Origin of the sequence: Proteiniphilum acetatigenes DSM 18083 (assembly GCF_000380985.1) — a bacterium.
Lineage (GTDB): Bacteria > Bacteroidota > Bacteroidia > Bacteroidales > Dysgonomonadaceae > Proteiniphilum > Proteiniphilum acetatigenes.
This window is the reverse complement of record NZ_KB905701.1, coordinates 41,236-58,235: the sequence shown is the minus strand read 5'-3', so window position 1 is coordinate 58,235 and position 17,000 is coordinate 41,236. Positions and strand designations below refer to the sequence as shown.

Below are 17,000 nucleotides of genomic sequence, written 5' to 3'. Positions count from 1 at the left end.
AAGTTAGAAGTGGAGAAGTCGGAAGACTGAAATTAGAAATTAGAAGAAGTCCGGGATGCTGGACTCTTAAATCTTGAATTCGGAATTTTGAATTGAAATAAAATCATCAAACAATATAAAACAATGAAGAAAACTACATTTACCATCATTTTTTTGTCGCTAGCCTTGTATATGGCAGCTTCCTCAACGTTTCCTGCCGACACCACTTTTCATTATAACAACCGGAAAGTGGTCATTTCAGAAAACGATAATGAGATAAATATCTCGGTATATCATCGGAATGAACAGGGAGATACTATAGAGAGCCGGAAGGTCTACGAAGGCATCTTTACAGAAGGAAGGAGTATTGAACGGATATATGCAAATAGTTTTGAGATCTCCGTGCCTGATATTTTCAAACCGAAAAGCAAGCGTCGCCCAAGCCGTTCGCACTGGGCCGGTTTCGGCGTGGGATTCTCCAATCTGCCCCAGGGCCTTGATTTCGATGGGGAATTGGCATCCATTGTCAACCTGAGTCGTTCATTGCAGTATAACCTGAATCCCATTGAAGGTTCGTGGCGCATAGGAAACAGCAATTTCACCGGAATTGTCGGTATGGGTATCCAGTTCAATTCCATCCACTGGCAAAACAACAAAGCCATCGAAGTAGAGGATTACAAATCGGTTGTTACCACCACAGAACCGGGCAATGAATACAGAGACTCCCGCCTGCACTACACCTATCTCACCTTTCCTTTCCTCATAGAAACCAATTGGGATTTGGGACGTCGATCGCATTTTTTTCTGAATGCAGGTGTAGTCGCCAAAGTAAAGACCGCATCATCATCCGCAGTTTGGAGGAATAATGAAAACGGGAAAAAAGAGAAGACAAAACTTCCCGGAGAACTGAATATTCGTCCCGTTACACTGGATTTACTGGCCCAGGGAGGGGTCAATGATCTGGGTTTCTTTATTTCATATTCACCGTTCAACCTCTTCAGAAACAATAAAGGACCTGAAGCCAATCAGGCAACTATTGGAGTACAACTTTACTTCTGACGCAGGAAAAGATTCTTACACAGCACAAAACTTCACAATAAACAGACCGGGATTGTATCTTTTAAAAAAGAGATACGATCCCGGTTTTTAAATAATTGGATCTGTATAAAAACCGATCGGGGATCATGGTTGTTTAATGAAATTCGTTGTATTCAGTATAGAATACGACAAAAAGAGGTAATTTTGTATAAATATTTATAGAGTATGATCAAGTTCCATATCATTGAATCGGGATATTTCCTCGGCGATGGCGGAGTCATGTTCGGCCCCGTACCAAAAAAATACTGGTCGGCAAAATATAAGGTAGATGAAAAGAATATGTGTGTGATGGCGCTCCGCTGCCTCTTTATCGAGACAGATAAAAGACGTATCCTTGTGGATGCGGGAATAGGCGACAAACACAACTCCCGGTTGAAATTCTTTCAACCTTTCAATCAGAAGGATATTGCCGGAGAGATCCGGAAAATCGGATATGCGCCGGAAGAGGTGACCGACGTGATCATTACCCATCTCCATTTCGATCACTGTGGCGGTTGCACAGTATTTAACAGCAATAAAGAAGCGGTTCCTGCCTATCCTAACGCCACTTATCATCTGAGCCTCGCCCAATGGAAGAATTACAGAAACCCTTCACTTTTCGAAAAAGGCTCCTTTTTCCCGGACAATATTGAACCGGTATATGATGCGGGACAGTTACAATTTGTACTGGAAGATATGCAACTCGACGAACATATCCGGTTGGAATTGTATGACGGACATACTCCGGGACAGATCGCCGTGCTTTTCGATACGGAAGAAGGTAATTACGCCTTTCCGGGCGACGTGGTACCCACTTCACTCAACCTGTCACTAAGCTGGCTTTCTGCCTATGACAACAGCGTGGTCATAGCTATGGAAGAAAAAAAACGTTTTATGGACAAAGCAATAAAAGATAAACGTACGCTTATCTTTTATCACGATGCCTATACTGTTTCCTCCAAATTATAAAAAATTCCACCGGGGAGGCATATGGCAAAGAATGTCTTAAGAACCTGAAAATATAAAATTATAACGCTTATGAAAACGAACGTTCTCTTTTTATCGGCTATTATTGCTGTTCTCAACATTTTTTCCGCGTTCCCACAGAAAGAAGACTCCCTGCTATTACAGTTAAAATCGCTGGAACAAAAACTTTCGGATTACCAACACCGGTTCGATATATTGGAGAAACAAATTGACGACCTGATGTGGCTTCGCCGGCTGGAAGATATAGCCCATGTAGATAAAGTGCGGCTCACAAGCACACCCCGTTGGAAACCCAAAGACCCGGAAGACCGTTTTGCCGGCAATAAACTGCAATTTTACAGTTATGTTTTCATCCCGAAAAATGTCAATCCTAAGAAAACGTATCCCCTTATCGTACTTCCTCACAGTGGAATACATGCCAATTTCTCCACTTATTATTCTCATATTGTGCGTGAACTTATTGCCCAGGGATATATTGTGGTATCAGCCGAATACCGGGGCAGCACAGGTTACGGGAAAGCGACATACGAAAATATCGATTACGGCGGACGGGAAAACGACGATGTACTGGAAAGCCGTAATTATATGATTGAAAATTATAGTATTGTCGACCCTTCACGAGTAGGCGTAATCGGGTGGAGTCACGGTGGCATGATTGCCCTGATGCAGATACTTCAACATGGCGACAAATACCAATGCGCGTTCGCCGGAGTTCCGGTCAGCGACCTGGAGAACCGTCTGGCATCACATGATGAGAGTTATACCGCCTACTTTACCACACCCTATCATATCGGCGAATCCATTGAAGAGAATCCCGAAGAATACGTCCGCCGTTCACCCACGCACTATGCACAAAATCTCGACAAGCCGCTACTCATCTATACCAATACCAACGATAACGATGTGTATGTGGAAGAGGTACAACTGATGATCAATACGCTCAAAAAGCATGGCAAAGAGTTCGAATACAAAGTCTTTCAGGATGCCTCCGGCGGTCACGGTTTCGATCGGATCGACAGTAAGGAAGCCACTGATATCCGTTTCACGGTACACAAATTTCTGGAACGCTACCTGAAACCGCCGCATCCGTTCGCATCGCAAAAAGAGATGCGCCGCGCAGCCTACGGGTTTTGATCCGGAATCTTTTTCGTAATAATGATTACACCATTCTTTCCCTCGTCGCCATAGATTTCCGTTGCGTTTTTATCTTTCAACACCGACATGGATTCAATTTCTTTGACATCAATGGAATTCAGTTCAAAATCTTTCGGCATTTTTTCACCATCGAGAATAATCAACGGGGAGGTTCCGTCTGGGTTTTCCACTCTAAATATCACTTCATTGTTTAAAAATTCTTTAAGGTTTGGATTATTAGATCGCTTATAGGTAAGGGAAGGATTCGATTCAGTGGAAATAGACATAGTAGGAATTGTTTCAGCCTTATTGTTCAAAGAGGAAATAATAAGGGAATCAGCCTTATAACGTATCGACGGTCCTTCTTTTATTGCATTTTTAGTCGTGATCAGCACCACTCCGTCTTTTCCCTCATCTCCGTATATATCGATACCTGTTTTACCTTTTAAGATAGAGATCGCTTCTATATCCTCCGGATTAAGTTCCTGCAATTCAACGGAAGACACTTTCTTCCCATCTACTATTATCAGGGGTTTATTTATATCTTCTAAACCGTTTATGGCAAATTTGATATTTCTTTTGGAACCGGTCAATGTTGAGTCTTTCGGAACATTTTTTGTCTTTTCCGGAACTGTCAGTTTTTTTGTGATGATTACCGCACCATCTTTACCCTTATCTCCATATCTTTCAGTAGCAGTTCTGCTCCAAAAAAGTTGGTAGTGTGCAATATCTTGTGCAGATAATCTTGATAATTCTGCCAATGAAATTTCTTTTCCGTTGTAAATTACTAAAGGATTGTTCCCTTCTCCTAATTTCATTTTTAAGTTTTCATTTTTTCCGGATATCAAATCTATCAGTTCACTCCCCATTATTTTTCCGCCTTCCGATTTCGCGCTATCACTTGTCCCTATAAAAATATTAGCCTTCCTATTTTGAAAATATTCTTTTGTTTCAGGTATATCTTCTATTGCTTTCGCATTCAGCTTCGGTACCGAAAGTGCGATCATTGCCAGGAACAATACGGGAAATACCATTGTATAGTTCCATTTCACGTGTCTGTTTGTTTTATTTTTCTTCATCATAGTAATTCGTTTGTGCAGGTCGCGTTGCCGGAAATTATTTGCCAAAGCAAATTTATATTCACCCACGCTTTTGCGGATTAATAGAAGTTGGTATTGTTTAGAATCGATCCCCTGACTGAGCACCTTTTCGTCTGCCTGATATTCATGGACAGACTGAATTTCCCGACGCAACAACCATGAGAACGGATTGAACCAGAAGATGCAGGTAAAAAGATCGAAAAAGATCATATCGACCGAATGCCGTAAATGAATGTGCGCCCTCTCATGGCGGATCACTGCCTGGTTATCTGCCGATAATTCCCTGCGGGAAAGGACAATATATTTCATCCAACTGAACGGCGAAATATTCTTATCGGTCACACACAAAACAGTATGATCAGGCAGCATTTGTTTTTCTGAATTCCGGATGATAACGGCGATCTGGCTCAACCCTATCAGGTAACGGATAAACGTGAAAAGAAATCCTATGGCAAACAAAATTATCAGGATATGCATCCATGGAATTTCTACCCGCGGTTGCGTTTCCACAAATTCAGTGACGGGGATGGAAGAAAGATCCATCGAAAACGTTCCGGTAACCGGTTCCGTCTTTTTCTCAGGAATAAAGTTGAAACGGAAAAGGGGAAGCACTGATATCACCAGTAATATGAATATCAACGAACAACGGTTGACATTATGAAACGTATTATTGGCGAAAAAAAACTTGTATAAGCCGTAAAATAATGCCATTAAAACGGATGCCCGAAGCAGCCAATAGAGAAAGAGTTCCATACCAGTTATTTTTTAGAATCAGACTTTTCCACTTCGTCCAGTAAATTCCGAATCTCTTCTACAGAGATATCCTGTTCTTTTATAAGCGACGAAACCACACTCAGGTAGGAGTTATCGAAATATTTCTTCACCACACTCCTCAATGTCCCGTTGCGGTATTCCTCTTCACTGATGATCGCGAAATAACGATAGGTGGTACCAAATGCTTCGTGCGAGAGAAAGCCCTTCTCTTCGAGCATCCGGGCGTAAGTAGATAATGTATTGAAATGCGGTTTCGGATCAGGGTACTTCTCCACCAATTGCTTCACAAAGAGTGGTCCTTCATCCCAAAAAAAACGCATCACCTCTTCTTCCCTTGCTGTTAATTCCCTCATACAATTAAAAATTTAGACACAAGAGTCAAGAATCAGGACACAAGACATTTTTAATCATGCCTTCGTGTGAGAGTTTGCCTCTCATCAAAGTTTTATACGATTATTATATTTTTTCTTTGCGGTTCTGAATGAATCACGCCGCAAATATAACTAAAACTTTTCGTTTACCAACGAATTTATTTAGTTAAATAAACTATATTAATTAGTTAAAATTTATCGAAAAGAAAAACCGATTGATAATCAACCGGTTTACCTCTTTATATATTCTTGAAAAAATTTCAATTAACTTTGTCTTTCGTCACTTTAGTTTAACGAAAAAGTTCTTTTAACGCGTACATACTTTTTCGGAATTTCGGGTTCCGATAACGTATGAATCGTATCGGCTCTCATTTCAATTTTTGGAAAGTCTTTATCGACAAACTCAATATCAAAATTGTCCGGCAATTCATTTAATTCATCTTTATTGTCAATAAGATGATGTACAAAGTCAAAAGTCAAACTGATATTACGTTCAATTATCTCTTTTCGGGTCATTATTTTCTTCTGTTCATTTTTTTAATATAACTCTCTTTATACCATTGCCAACGATCTTTCAAATCTTGTTCGGCATATCTCGAGGCAGCTTTTAGATTATCCATTTCAATCGCTTTCTTCTCTTTATCTCCATTTGGCAGCATAATATCTCTATGGAAAAACCCGTGAGCGCAATCATATCGAACTATCGCCAACCATTCTCCTTGCAAAAACGCTTCGTATTGATACATTACATCTAACAATATTCCATTATCTATAACCAATCGAACTCTCAACCGGTTCAATTTTTGGAAGTCCAAATAAGATGTAAACTCAACTGTTTTCATTTCTACTCACACAAAGATAACATATTTATTGTAAGGGTAAAAATTTAACATTAATGCGAAATCATTTTACTTTACTTCAATCGCCCGTTCTTCCTGAGCGCCTGATCCAGTATCCATTGAATCTGACCGTTCACGCTGCGAAATTCGTCGGCCGCCCATTTTTCTATCGCATCCATGGTATCCGCATCCAACCGTAACGCGAAATTCCTGGTCGTTTTCTCTTTCTTAGCCATCTTTCATCCGCTCCATCTTATCAGGTTTCATCAATACCTACTATCTTACCACTGTTCCACATACCCCATCAACACACTCAAATTCCCAATTTCTCTCTTTCACTTTTAGTTTTTCACTTTTCACTGATACAACGTACCCGTATTCAGCACCGGCTGTGCCGATTCGTCAGCGCAAAGCACTACCAGCAGGTTACTCACCATAGCAGCCTTCTTATCCACATCGAGGTCGACTATATTCTCATCCTCTATCCTATCCAATGCCATCTTCACCATTGTCACCGCACCTTCCACAATCTTCTCACGGGCAGATATAATGGCCTCTGCCTGCTGGCGGCGAAGCATCACGGCCGCAATTTCGGGTGCATAGGCCAGATAATTGATACGTGCTTCCACCACTTCAATTCCGGCCATTTCCAAACGAATATTTAACTCCTGCAACAAATTGTCATTAATCTCTTCCCCGCCCGACCGCAATGTCAGTTCGGTGTCGGAAACCACATTATTGTCGTAAGCGTACAACCCGGCAACCTGCCGCAATGCAGCATCGCTTTGTATGGCCACAAAATTCTCAAAGGCATCCATCTGCTTGCTTACCGTATAGGTAATCGCACCATCCTTTCCAGGCCTTGAAGCGGCCATTGTCTGCGCGTCTATTTCGAACATCGCCTTGTAGGTATCCTTCAGTTTCCAGACCAGTACCAACCCTATCAGTACCGGATTCCCTACTTTGTCGTTCACTTTGATCGGATCCGCATTCAGGTTCCGGGCCCGCATGGACAACTTTTTCTTCGTCATAAAAGGATTTACCCAAAAAAAACCTGTTTCTTTCAACACTCCTTTGTATTTTCCGAAAAAGATCATCACTATCGCCTCATTGGGTTCCAGTTTAGTGTATCCGGGAAACAGGATAATCCAAATAATAGTCATAACAATACCTGTAATGATTCCCCAGACCTCCAGCGAAGAATAAAGCCATACAATTCCCGCCAATAGGATCAACATCAAAAAAAGCATCAGGAAGCCGTTTGTCTTAAAACCCTTGAAATTGAATTCTTTTGTTTCCATAAATTTATAATTTAAAATGATATTATTTTAATATCACAAATATATTAAGTAATTTCCAATTACCCAAACTTTTTCTTCATTAAATAAATAAAAAAATATTATCTTTGCGTCCATTGTGATGAGCAGGTTCTCATTTAACACTCCGGGTTATTAAAGCCACAACATTGACAATAATCCTGTTATTTTTGCTGTTCTCACAATATTCTTATCATTTTTCCGGTTCACATTCAACTATACTCAATACGTATGGACATAAACGTTCTTATTGTTTTCGGAATCATACTTCTGACGGTCATTTTTTTTGTCTGGGGTAAAATTCGGTCGGATATTGTAGCCCTATCCTCTCTCGTCTTATTGGTATTATCCGGAATACTCACACCCGAAGAAGGATTATCGGGATTTTCCAATTCCGTGGTTATCATGATCGTGTGCCTGTTCATTGTGGGAGGTGGAATTTTTCAGACAGGGCTTGCCAAAATGATCAGTACAAAGATCCTTACTCTGGCAGGGGGCAATCAATTTAAACTTTTCATACTGGTAATGTTAGTGACCGGTGGTATCGGCGGATTTGTAAGCAATACCGGGACAGTAGCACTGATGCTCCCTATCGTGATGAGTCTGGCGTCGGAAGCCAATACCGACTCACGACGGTTTCTGATGCCGATGGCTTTTGCCAGCAGCCTGGGGCTGCTCACGCTGATCAGCACTCCTCCCAACCTGATTATCAACGACGCACTAGTCAGCGGGGGATTCGAAGGATTATCTTTCTTCTCATTTTTGCCTGTCGGGTTGATTACACTCACACTTGGTATCCTGTTACTCTGGCCTCTCAGCAAACTATTAGTCGCAGGCAGGGATAAGGAAAAATCGACCGTAAAGAAAAACAAATCTTTAAACCAACTGGCGTCGGAGTATCAATTGGCTGACAATCTCTATAGGGTACAGATAGAAAAAAATTCGCCCTTTATCAATAAAACTCTTCAGGAATTAAATATCACCCAGACTTATAATGTAAGTATACTCGAGATCCGAAGGATCCACTCACGAAACCGTTTTCATAAAACTGTGGATATGAAGATGGCCGGGCCGTCGAGTACTTTCAAAGAAGACGATATATTATATGTGTTCGGGAATTTCAATGATGTGGCGTCGCTCGTCAGTGGAAATGGCTTGAAATTGATCGACACACATAAAACGGAAGGCACTGACAATGCATTATCCATTTCCAGGGCAGGGGGATTGGAATTCAGTGAAATCGGTATTGCAGAAGTGGTTTTGATGTCTACATCGAAACTGATCAATAAGTATGTAAAGGAATCCAATTTCCGTCAACTCTATAATGTAAATATACTGGGGATACAACGTAAAGACGGATATATCCTTCAGGATGTAAAGGATGAGAGGATGCTTTCGGGTGACGTATTGCTGGTACAGGGAAAATGGTCGGATATTGAAAAATTGAATCAGGAAACCTCCGAATGGGTGGTGGTCGGGCAACCTATGGAAAATGCGTTGAAAATTCCACGTGACCACAAAGCACCGGTCGCTGCAGTCATTATGGTGTTGATGATCGTGGCCATGGTATTCAATATAGTACCTACTGTGATTGCCACAATGATAGCAGCACTATTGATGATCATACTGGGATGTTTCCGCAACGTGGAATCGGCCTATAAAAGCATTAACTGGGAAAGTACTTTTCTGTTTGCGGGTATGTTTCCTTTAGCGATTGCCATGGAGAAAACCGGTGCTTCCAGCTTGATTGCCGATGCGATCGTGAACGGGTTGAGCCAATTCGGCCCCGTATCGGTATTGGCCGGTATCTATCTTGCCACATCCATATTGACAATGTTCATCAGTAATACGGCGACTGCCGTGTTGTTTGCACCCATTGCCCTACAATCTGCCGTAACCATAGGCGTCAGTCCCTACCCGTTTCTGTTTGCCGTGACGGTGGCTGCCAGCATGTGCTTTGCCAGCCCCTTCGCAACACCGCCCAATGCATTGGTAATGTCTGCCGGACGATATAAATTTATAGATTACATAAGAGTGGGATTGCCATTGCAGCTTATCGTGGGCATTATTATGATCTTCGTTTTACCACTACTGTTTCCACTTTAGTATCTGACAGAAAAATATTGACCTTCAATAATGTAAAAAACAGGGTAAAGGGCAAACAATCAATGGATACTTTTCGATATTTAAGTAAAAATTGTAACTTTGCACTTATTTTATATGAAACCGATTACCCAGGTTTTTTTCAATTGTTTAAATCATATTTAATTAGAAGTCGAATGAGAAAATTTCTTTTTATTTCATTAGCAGTTATGACATTACTTGCCTGCAATAACGCCAATACCGGTAAAACCGGTGGTGAGCCCGGTGCCATTTTTTACACCGAATACGATACACCGTTCGGTATGCCTCCTTTCGACCGGATCTCTTTTGAAGATTACAAACCGGCTTTCCTGAAAGGGATGGAAGAAGAAGCTAAGGAGATTGATGCCATTGCAAATAATTCCGAAGCTCCCACTTTCGAAAACACCATTGTGGCAATGGAAAACAGCGGAAGGATACTGACCCGTGTCTCCCGCGTATTTTACGGTTTGAGAAGCGCTGAAACCAACGACTCCATTCAAGCGTTGGCCGTAGAACTCTCTCCTCTTTTGTCGGAACATCGTGACAATATCAATTTGAACGAAAAGTTGTTCAACCGCATCAAAACGCTGCACGACGACACCACGGGCATGAATCTCAATACCGAACAATACCGGGTGTTGGACAATTATTACAAGAATTTTGTACGCTCAGGTATACTCTTAAGTGAAACAGAAAAGTCAAGATTGCGTGAGATCAACAAGGAATTATCCTCACTCACCCTTGCGTTTGGAAATAACCTGTTGAATGAAACCAACGATTTCAAATTAGTGATCGATAATGAGGAAGATCTTGCAGGACTTCCGGAAGGTGTTATTGCTGCTGCAGCAGAGGCTGCCAACGCTGCCGGTGAAGAAGGAAAATGGGTATTCAGCCTACAAAAGCCAAGCTGGCTCCCCTTCCTGCAATATTCAGAAAAACGTGACCTGCGTGAAAAACTATACAAAGCCATGTATATGCGTGGCGACAATGATAACGAGAATGATAATAAACAGATCATCAACGATATAGCAAACCTGCGTATTGAAAAAGCACAAATGCTGGGCTATAAGACACATGCCGATTTTGTGCTTGAAGAAAGTATGGCAAAAACGCCGGAGAACGTTTACAAACTGCTCAATGATGTTTGGGCATATGCGCTGCCGCAGGCAAAAAAAGAAGCAGCAGAACTCCAAAAACTGATCGATGCCGAAGGAGGCAACTTTAAGCTGGCATCCTGGGACTGGTGGTATTATACCGAAAAACTCCGCCAGCAGAAATATTCACTCAACGAGGAAGAGATCAAGCCTTACTTCAAGATGGAGAATGTACGCGAAGGGGTGTTCGAAGTAGCCAACCGTTTATACGGATTAAACTTCAGGAAATTAGAAAACATTCCGGTATATCACCCCGAGGTAGAAGCCTACGAGGTACTCGATGCCGATGGCTCCCATTTAGCGGTATTTTATACTGACTACTTCCCTCGTACAGGTAAAAACGCCGGTGCATGGATGAGCAGCTTCCGCGGACAGCAGGTAATCGAAGATGAAAATATCCGTCCCCTTATTTACAATGTAGGTAACTTTACCCGCCCTACGGGAACAATGCCATCTTTACTCACTCTCGACGAAGTAGAAACACTCTTTCATGAGTTCGGACACGCCTTGCATGGCATGATGTCGAACGTCACCTATAGCAGTGTAGCCGGCACAAGTGTTTCGCGCGACTTTGTGGAACTTCCGTCACAGATCATGGAACATTGGGCATTTCACCCCGAAGTATTGAAACTTTACGCTAAACATTATCAAACAGGCGAAGTAATCCCCGATGAACTGATTGCAAAAATCGATGCTGCGTCCAAATTCAATATGGGATTTATCACTACCGAATTTGTCGCAGCAGCGTTACTCGATATGGATTATCATACCCAGAATACAGTAAAGTCTTTCGATGTACGTGAATTCGAGAAAAAATCGATGGAGAAGATCGGGCTGATTGATGAAATTATACCCCGTTATCGTAGTACCTATTTCTCACATATCTTCAGTGGTGGATACTCTGCCGGATATTACGCATACCTCTGGGCAGAGGTGCTCGATGCTGATGCTTTCCAGGCATTTGTAGAGAATGGGATTTTCGATAAAACCACAGCTGCGAAATTCAGGGATAACGTCTTGTCGAAAGGTAATTCCGACGATCCGATGGAACTCTATAAAAGATTCCGCGGTGCAGAACCCAATCCGGTATATCTGCTAAAAAACAGAGGATTTATCGAATAAATTATTGCCTGCATCCCGTATATCCTCCACCTTGTTTTATCACCGGATAATTTTCGAGAAAAATTATCCGGTGATATTGTTCTTAAAAAGATAAAAAAAACGTATATTTGCACGCTCAAAATAGAAAGGCATCGAACATGCCTTTATTTTTACGTATATACGGAGTTCGTAACCTGAAAATAAATAGTAAACAAAAAGTAATATTGAAATGCAAAACAAAGGATTCATTAAAGTTTTCAGTATTATCCTGACACTTATCAGTTTGTTTTATCTCTCTTTTACTGTAGTGGGGAGACAATACAACAAGAAAGCGGATCAATACGCCAATGGAGACTTAGCCCTGAAGAATCAGTATCTTGATTCCCTATCTACTGAGAAAGTATATCTGAATTATACGCTTAAGCAGGTTCGCGCCAAGGAGATAGGACTGGGACTCGACCTGAAAGGGGGGATGAACGTTATCCTCGAAATCGATGCGGCACAAGTGATCGCATCACTGGCCAATACCGATGACCCTCAATTCAATCAGGCATTGAGAGAGGCGGTCGCACAAAACCGCCGTGGCAGTTCATCAGACTTCATCACACTATTCCGGCAGAACTATGAACGGATAGCGCCCGAAGGCAGACTGGCCAATATCTACAGCATTACGATGGGTGACAGGGTACGTCCTACCGCTACCAACGATGAGGTAATCACTATATTGCGCAATGAGTTGACCAGTGTAGCTAATAATTCATTCAATGTATTGGCTACACGTATCGACCGTTTCGGGGTAGTTGCTCCCAACATACAGAAACTGGATCGCGCAGAACGCATTTTAGTGGAGCTCCCCGGAATTACAGAACCGGAACGTGTACGTAACCTTTTGCAAGGAAGTGCCAACCTCGAATTCTGGAAAACATACAATGTGAGCGAACTGGCGGCCTACTTCAACGAAATGAATGCACGGTCGAGCGAATATGCCATGGCGCAAAGATCAGGTCAGGCTACCACTGATACCACTACTGCTGAAGCAGAAGCCGAAGAGGACGCCATAGCCGGAGATTCACTTCTGCAGGGTGATTCACTTTCATTACCTCTATTCGAAGAGGAAGGGGAAAAAATCGTCATCAACAGAAGCTTTGTGGAGTATTTCAATGAACCCTACTTCGCAATGGGCGGAGCTGTGGGACCGGTAGTAGGAACCGTGTCGAAGCTCGATACAGCTGAGGTGAATTTCCTCCTGAACAGATACAAAGATATATTCCCCGCCGACGTGCGGTTTAAATGGGGATTCAAACCCATCGATCAGCGTGAAACTTACTTCCAGTTATTCGCCCTTAAAGGTGATGGAAGCAAGCGCGGCCCTGCATTGGATGGAGACGTGGTAACCAATGCCCGTGCCGACCAGGGACAACAGGGATCGGCCTGGGAAGTAACCATGACGATGAACTCGAGTGGTGCCAGCCGCTGGGCGACCATCACCGGTGCTGAGATCGGAAAATCAATTGCTATCGTACTCGACGGATACGTATATTCAGCCCCCACAGTGAACGGGCGTATCGACGGAGGACGTTCCTCCATCACCGGTAATTTCACGCCACAGGAAGCACAGGACTTGGAGAACGTACTTAAATCGGGTAAGATGCAGGCCGGTGTCCGTATCGTACAGGAAGACGTGGTAGGTCCTTCGTTGGGACAGGAAGCCATCCGTGACGGATTTATCTCCTTTGTAATTGCCCTGGTGGTGCTCTTTATCTTCACCTGTATGCTCTACGGTATCATCCCGGGTATGGTAATCAACGGGGCACTGCTTCTCAACTTCTTCTTTACATTGGGAGCGCTCGCGGCATTCCAGGCCGTGCTTACCCTTCCCGGTATTGCCGGTATGATCCTCTCGCTCGCGATGGCGGTCGATGCCAACGTACTTATCAATGAGCGTATCAAGGAAGAACTTGCGGCTGGAAAAACCCTGCGAAGAGCATTGGAAGACGGTTACAGGAACGCTTTCTCAGCCATTTTCGACTCCAACCTCACGACCATTATCACCGGTATCATCCTCGCCATTTTCGGTGTAGGAGCTATCAGGGGATTTGCTATTACCCTGATCATCGGTATTGCCGTTTCGTTCCTTACAGCCGTATTCATTACCCGTCTGGTATACGAAAACCGGTTATCCAAAGACAAATGGTTACACCTCACTTTCAATACGGGATTCTCAAGGGCCATCTTCAAGGAGTATAGTTTCGATTTTATTCATAACAGCAAGAAGGTACTCATAGCGATCGGAATTTTTGTAGTAGTCAGCATTGTCTCACTCTTTACGCTTGGATTGAATTCAGGTATCGACTTCACGGGGGGACGCAACTATATTGTTCGTTTCGATCAGCCCGTCCGTGTGAGTGATGTGGAAAATGCCCTTAACCCCTATCTCAACGAATCGGTTCGCGCTATCACTATCGGTTCCAGCAACCAGGTGCGTATCTCCACAAACTATATGATCGAAGAGGAAGGTGCAGGCGTGGAAGATCAATTGCGTGATCTGCTGGGACAGGGATTACAGGAATTCATGACCCCCGGAAAAACGATCGACGACCATATACAAAGTTCTCAGAAAGTAGGACCAAGTATTGCTGAAGATATGATCCGGAATGCATTCCTGGCACTCTTCATAGCTCTCGTCTGTATGGGTATCTATATCCTTTCACGTTTCCGCAATTGGGGATTTTCTCTGGGTACAGTCGCAGCCCTGGCAGTAGACGCCTTCGCTGTGATAGGATTGTATTCATTGCTTTGGAAAGTCATGCCTTTCTCCATGGAAATGGACCAGACGTTCGTGGCGGCTATCCTCACCATCGTAGGGTATTCCATTAACGACAAGGTGGTGGTGTTCGACCGTGTGCGTGAATACAGGCAACTCTATCCAAAACGGGGATTGAGGGAGCTCTTCAACGATTCTATGAACGCTACACTGGCACGTACCATCAACACCGGTTTGAGTACTATCCTTGTGATTATCTGTATTCTTATTTTCGGTGGTGACGCAGTAAGAAGTTTCGTGTTCGCCATGCTTATAGGTGTGGTAGTAGGAACGGTTACCAGTTTGTTCGTGGCCTCTCCTATCGCCTACAAGCTTATGCTGAACCAGCAAGACAAAAAGAAACTGGAAAAATAACAGTTCTTTGGCTCTTTATATCTAACAGGAAAACGGGTAGTCATTTGGCTACCTGTTTTTTTATAGTATATAAAAAATAGAAGAGATTGACACGTATCAATTTTTTTTATACTTTTGCACTCTCATTACAAGCCACAATAGCTCAGTCGGTAGAGTAACGCATTCGTAACGCGTGGGTCGCGAGTTCAAGTCTCGCTTGTGGCTCTTCAGACGATTGTGCAAATAATTTTAAAATTATTTGCACAATCGTTTTATTTTGTACCTTTGCCCATAGCCATCACTGAATATACAACCATATCCAAATAATTATGTCGGCATTAAACGGACACATTTCTCAAATCATAGGGCCGGTAGTAGATGTACATTTTGAACTTTCCGGATCACAGGAAGCAAAACTCCCTGCTATCGACGATGCCCTTTACGTAAAGCGTTCCGACGGACAGAATATTTTCCTGGAAGTACAACATCATATCGGTGAAAATATTGTCCGCACCGTGGCAATGGAAAGCACCGACGGACTAAGTCGCGGTCTTCCGGTTGAAGCGTTAGGTCGTCCCATTAGTGTTCCAGTAGGAGAACAGATCAAGGGACGGTTACTTAATGTGATCGGTAGTCCTATCGACGGACTCTCAGATCTTAGCCGTGAAAACCAGTATCCCATCCATCGCCCTGCTCCTAAATTCGAAGACCTTGTCACCTCTGAGGAAGTACTTTTCACAGGCATAAAGGTAATCGACCTGCTACAGCCCTACCTGAAAGGAGGAAAGATAGGCCTGTTCGGAGGTGCCGGCGTAGGAAAGACCGTCGTCATCATGGAGCTGATCAACAATATCGCCAAAGGGCATAACGGTTATTCCGTCTTTGCAGGTGTAGGCGAACGGACACGTGAGGGAAACGACCTGCTCCGGGAAATGATCGGATCAGGAGTTATCAGGTACGGCGATGAGTTCAAAAAGGCGATGGAGGAGGGAAGATGGGATTTGAGCAAAGTCGATTATGAAGAGGTTAAAAAATCCCAGACCACGTTGGTCTTCGGACAGATGAATGAACCTCCCGGTGCCCGTGCATCGGTCGCCCTTACCGGGTTGGCTGTAGCTGAATCGTTTCGTGATATGGGTGGTGAAGGTAGCGATACTCTACTGTTTATCGACAATATCTTCCGGTTCGTACAGGCGGGATCCGAAGTATCAGCCTTACTGGGACGCATGCCTTCCGCTGTAGGCTATCAACCTACACTGGCTTCGGAGATGGGAACACTACAGGAGCGTATTGCTTCTACCAAATACGGTTCCATTACCTCCATTCAGGCAGTATATGTACCGGCGGACGACCTTACTGATCCGGCACCGGCAACCACATTCAGCTATCTCGATGCTACCACCGTACTCAGCCGTAAAATTGCCTCTCTGGGTATCTATCCTGCAGTAGACCCGCTGGAATCATCATCACGTATCCTCGACCCGCACATCGTGGGTGAAGAGCATTACAACACGGCCATGCGGGTAAAACAAATACTGCAACGATATAAAGAGTTGCAGGATATCATCTCCATACTGGGAATGGAAGAACTTTCGGACGAAGACCGCCTTACGGTGAATCGCGCCCGTAAGGTACAACGATTCCTATCGCAACCCTTCTTTATGGCAGAACAATATACCGGACAACCCGGCGTGATGGTTTCTATTGAAGATACTATCAAAGGGTTCAAGATGATCCTGGACGGGAGCCTTGATCATTACCCCGAATCGGCATTTATGAACGTGGGTACTATTGAAGAAGCGATTGAAAAAGGTGATAAACTGATGGGGCAGAGTAAACAGGTGGAAAGGTGATTTGCTGATAAGACTATGGATAATTGACAATTGA

Annotated in this window: 13 protein-coding genes and 1 tRNA gene; 8 read left to right on the top strand and 6 right to left on the bottom strand. The window is 43.3% G+C overall.

All coding sequences use genetic code 11. The features are described from left to right. Positions 1-123: 123 nt before the first annotated feature. The 3 genes from F597_RS0114190 to F597_RS0114180 all read left to right on the top strand — a co-directional run bounded on the left by F597_RS0114190 (position 124) and on the right by F597_RS0114180 (position 3,177). The gene (locus F597_RS0114190; RefSeq protein ID WP_019540420.1) at positions 124-1,038 is read left to right on the top strand and encodes a hypothetical protein; all 915 of its coding nucleotides are present in this window, start codon (positions 124-126) and stop codon (positions 1,036-1,038) included. Positions 1,039-1,242: 204 nt separating this feature from the next. Then, on the top strand, positions 1,243-2,025 hold the full coding sequence (locus F597_RS20905; RefSeq protein WP_019540419.1) for an MBL fold metallo-hydrolase: 783 nt from the start codon (positions 1,243-1,245) through the stop codon (positions 2,023-2,025). Between the two features lie 69 nt (positions 2,026-2,094). Further along, positions 2,095-3,177 (top strand): alpha/beta hydrolase family protein, encoded by a 1,083-nt coding sequence (locus F597_RS0114180; protein ID WP_019540418.1) that lies wholly within the window; start codon positions 2,095-2,097, stop codon positions 3,175-3,177. Here F597_RS0114180 and F597_RS0114175 read toward each other — a convergent pair. From F597_RS0114175 to F597_RS0114150, 6 genes are all read right to left on the bottom strand, one after another. After that, a complete protein-coding gene (locus F597_RS0114175; RefSeq protein WP_019540417.1) occupies positions 3,165-5,030 on the bottom strand; it encodes a M56 family metallopeptidase in 1,866 nt (621 codons plus the stop codon). The two genes, F597_RS0114180 and F597_RS0114175, sit on opposite strands and share 13 nt — an antisense overlap. A gap of 5 nt (positions 5,031-5,035) precedes the next feature. After that, the gene (locus tag F597_RS0114170; RefSeq protein ID WP_019540416.1) at positions 5,036-5,404 is read right to left on the bottom strand and encodes a BlaI/MecI/CopY family transcriptional regulator; all 369 of its coding nucleotides are present in this window, start codon (positions 5,402-5,404) and stop codon (positions 5,036-5,038) included. Positions 5,405-5,707: 303 nt separating this feature from the next. Next, entirely contained in the window at positions 5,708-5,938 is a 231-nt protein-coding gene (locus F597_RS0114165) for a hypothetical protein (protein WP_019540415.1), read from the bottom strand. Beyond that, the gene (locus F597_RS0114160) at positions 5,938-6,264 is read right to left on the bottom strand and encodes a DUF7718 family protein (protein ID WP_019540414.1); all 327 of its coding nucleotides are present in this window, start codon (positions 6,262-6,264) and stop codon (positions 5,938-5,940) included. The genes F597_RS0114165 and F597_RS0114160 overlap by 1 nt, the downstream gene beginning before the upstream one ends. 71 nt (positions 6,265-6,335) lie before the next feature. Continuing rightward, positions 6,336-6,497, bottom strand: a complete 162-nt coding sequence (locus tag F597_RS20900) for a type II toxin-antitoxin system antitoxin (protein ID WP_019540413.1) — start codon at positions 6,495-6,497, stop codon at positions 6,336-6,338. Positions 6,498-6,617: 120 nt separating this feature from the next. Beyond that, positions 6,618-7,562 (bottom strand): SPFH domain-containing protein, encoded by a 945-nt coding sequence (locus tag F597_RS0114150; protein WP_019540412.1) that lies wholly within the window; start codon positions 7,560-7,562, stop codon positions 6,618-6,620. A gap of 246 nt (positions 7,563-7,808) precedes the next feature. Between F597_RS0114150 and F597_RS0114145 the strand changes: the two genes are divergently transcribed. The 5 genes from F597_RS0114145 to atpD all read left to right on the top strand — a co-directional run bounded on the left by F597_RS0114145 (position 7,809) and on the right by atpD (position 16,966). After that, on the top strand, positions 7,809-9,683 hold the full coding sequence (locus tag F597_RS0114145; RefSeq protein ID WP_019540411.1) for an SLC13 family permease: 1,875 nt from the start codon (positions 7,809-7,811) through the stop codon (positions 9,681-9,683). A 206-nt stretch (positions 9,684-9,889) separates the two neighbouring features. Next, the gene (locus F597_RS0114140) at positions 9,890-11,977 is read left to right on the top strand and encodes a M3 family metallopeptidase (protein WP_019540410.1); all 2,088 of its coding nucleotides are present in this window, start codon (positions 9,890-9,892) and stop codon (positions 11,975-11,977) included. 208 nt (positions 11,978-12,185) lie between these two features. After that, the gene (secDF, locus tag F597_RS0114130) at positions 12,186-15,134 is read left to right on the top strand and encodes a protein translocase subunit SecDF (protein WP_019540408.1); all 2,949 of its coding nucleotides are present in this window, start codon (positions 12,186-12,188) and stop codon (positions 15,132-15,134) included. Positions 15,135-15,265: 131 nt separating this feature from the next. After that, positions 15,266-15,338: transfer RNA gene (locus F597_RS0114125), tRNA-Thr, on the top strand. A 104-nt stretch (positions 15,339-15,442) separates the two neighbouring features. After that, positions 15,443-16,966, top strand: a complete 1,524-nt coding sequence (gene atpD, locus F597_RS0114120; protein ID WP_019540407.1) for a F0F1 ATP synthase subunit beta — start codon at positions 15,443-15,445, stop codon at positions 16,964-16,966. Positions 16,967-17,000: the final 34 nt, after the last annotated feature.

What these genes read in the sequence shown, in the direction of transcription:
- F597_RS0114190 (WP_019540420.1), top strand. Translation starts at nt 124, where the DNA reads ATGAAGAAAACTACATTTACCATCATTTTTTTGTCGCTAGCCTTGTAT.
- F597_RS20905 (WP_019540419.1), top strand. Translation starts at nt 1,243, where the DNA reads ATGATCAAGTTCCATATCATTGAATCGGGATATTTCCTCGGCGATGGC.
- F597_RS0114180 (WP_019540418.1), top strand. Translation starts at nt 2,095, where the DNA reads ATGAAAACGAACGTTCTCTTTTTATCGGCTATTATTGCTGTTCTCAAC.
- F597_RS0114175 (WP_019540417.1), bottom strand. Translation starts at nt 5,030, where the DNA reads ATGGAACTCTTTCTCTATTGGCTGCTTCGGGCATCCGTTTTAATGGCA.
- F597_RS0114170 (WP_019540416.1), bottom strand. Translation starts at nt 5,404, where the DNA reads ATGAGGGAATTAACAGCAAGGGAAGAAGAGGTGATGCGTTTTTTTTGG.
- F597_RS0114165 (WP_019540415.1), bottom strand. Translation starts at nt 5,938, where the DNA reads ATGACCCGAAAAGAGATAATTGAACGTAATATCAGTTTGACTTTTGAC.
- F597_RS0114160 (WP_019540414.1), bottom strand. Translation starts at nt 6,264, where the DNA reads ATGAAAACAGTTGAGTTTACATCTTATTTGGACTTCCAAAAATTGAAC.
- F597_RS20900 (WP_019540413.1), bottom strand. Translation starts at nt 6,497, where the DNA reads ATGGCTAAGAAAGAGAAAACGACCAGGAATTTCGCGTTACGGTTGGAT.
- F597_RS0114150 (WP_019540412.1), bottom strand. Translation starts at nt 7,562, where the DNA reads ATGGAAACAAAAGAATTCAATTTCAAGGGTTTTAAGACAAACGGCTTC.
- F597_RS0114145 (WP_019540411.1), top strand. Translation starts at nt 7,809, where the DNA reads ATGGACATAAACGTTCTTATTGTTTTCGGAATCATACTTCTGACGGTC.
- F597_RS0114140 (WP_019540410.1), top strand. Translation starts at nt 9,890, where the DNA reads ATGACATTACTTGCCTGCAATAACGCCAATACCGGTAAAACCGGTGGT.
- secDF (WP_019540408.1), top strand. Translation starts at nt 12,186, where the DNA reads ATGCAAAACAAAGGATTCATTAAAGTTTTCAGTATTATCCTGACACTT.
- atpD (WP_019540407.1), top strand. Translation starts at nt 15,443, where the DNA reads ATGTCGGCATTAAACGGACACATTTCTCAAATCATAGGGCCGGTAGTA.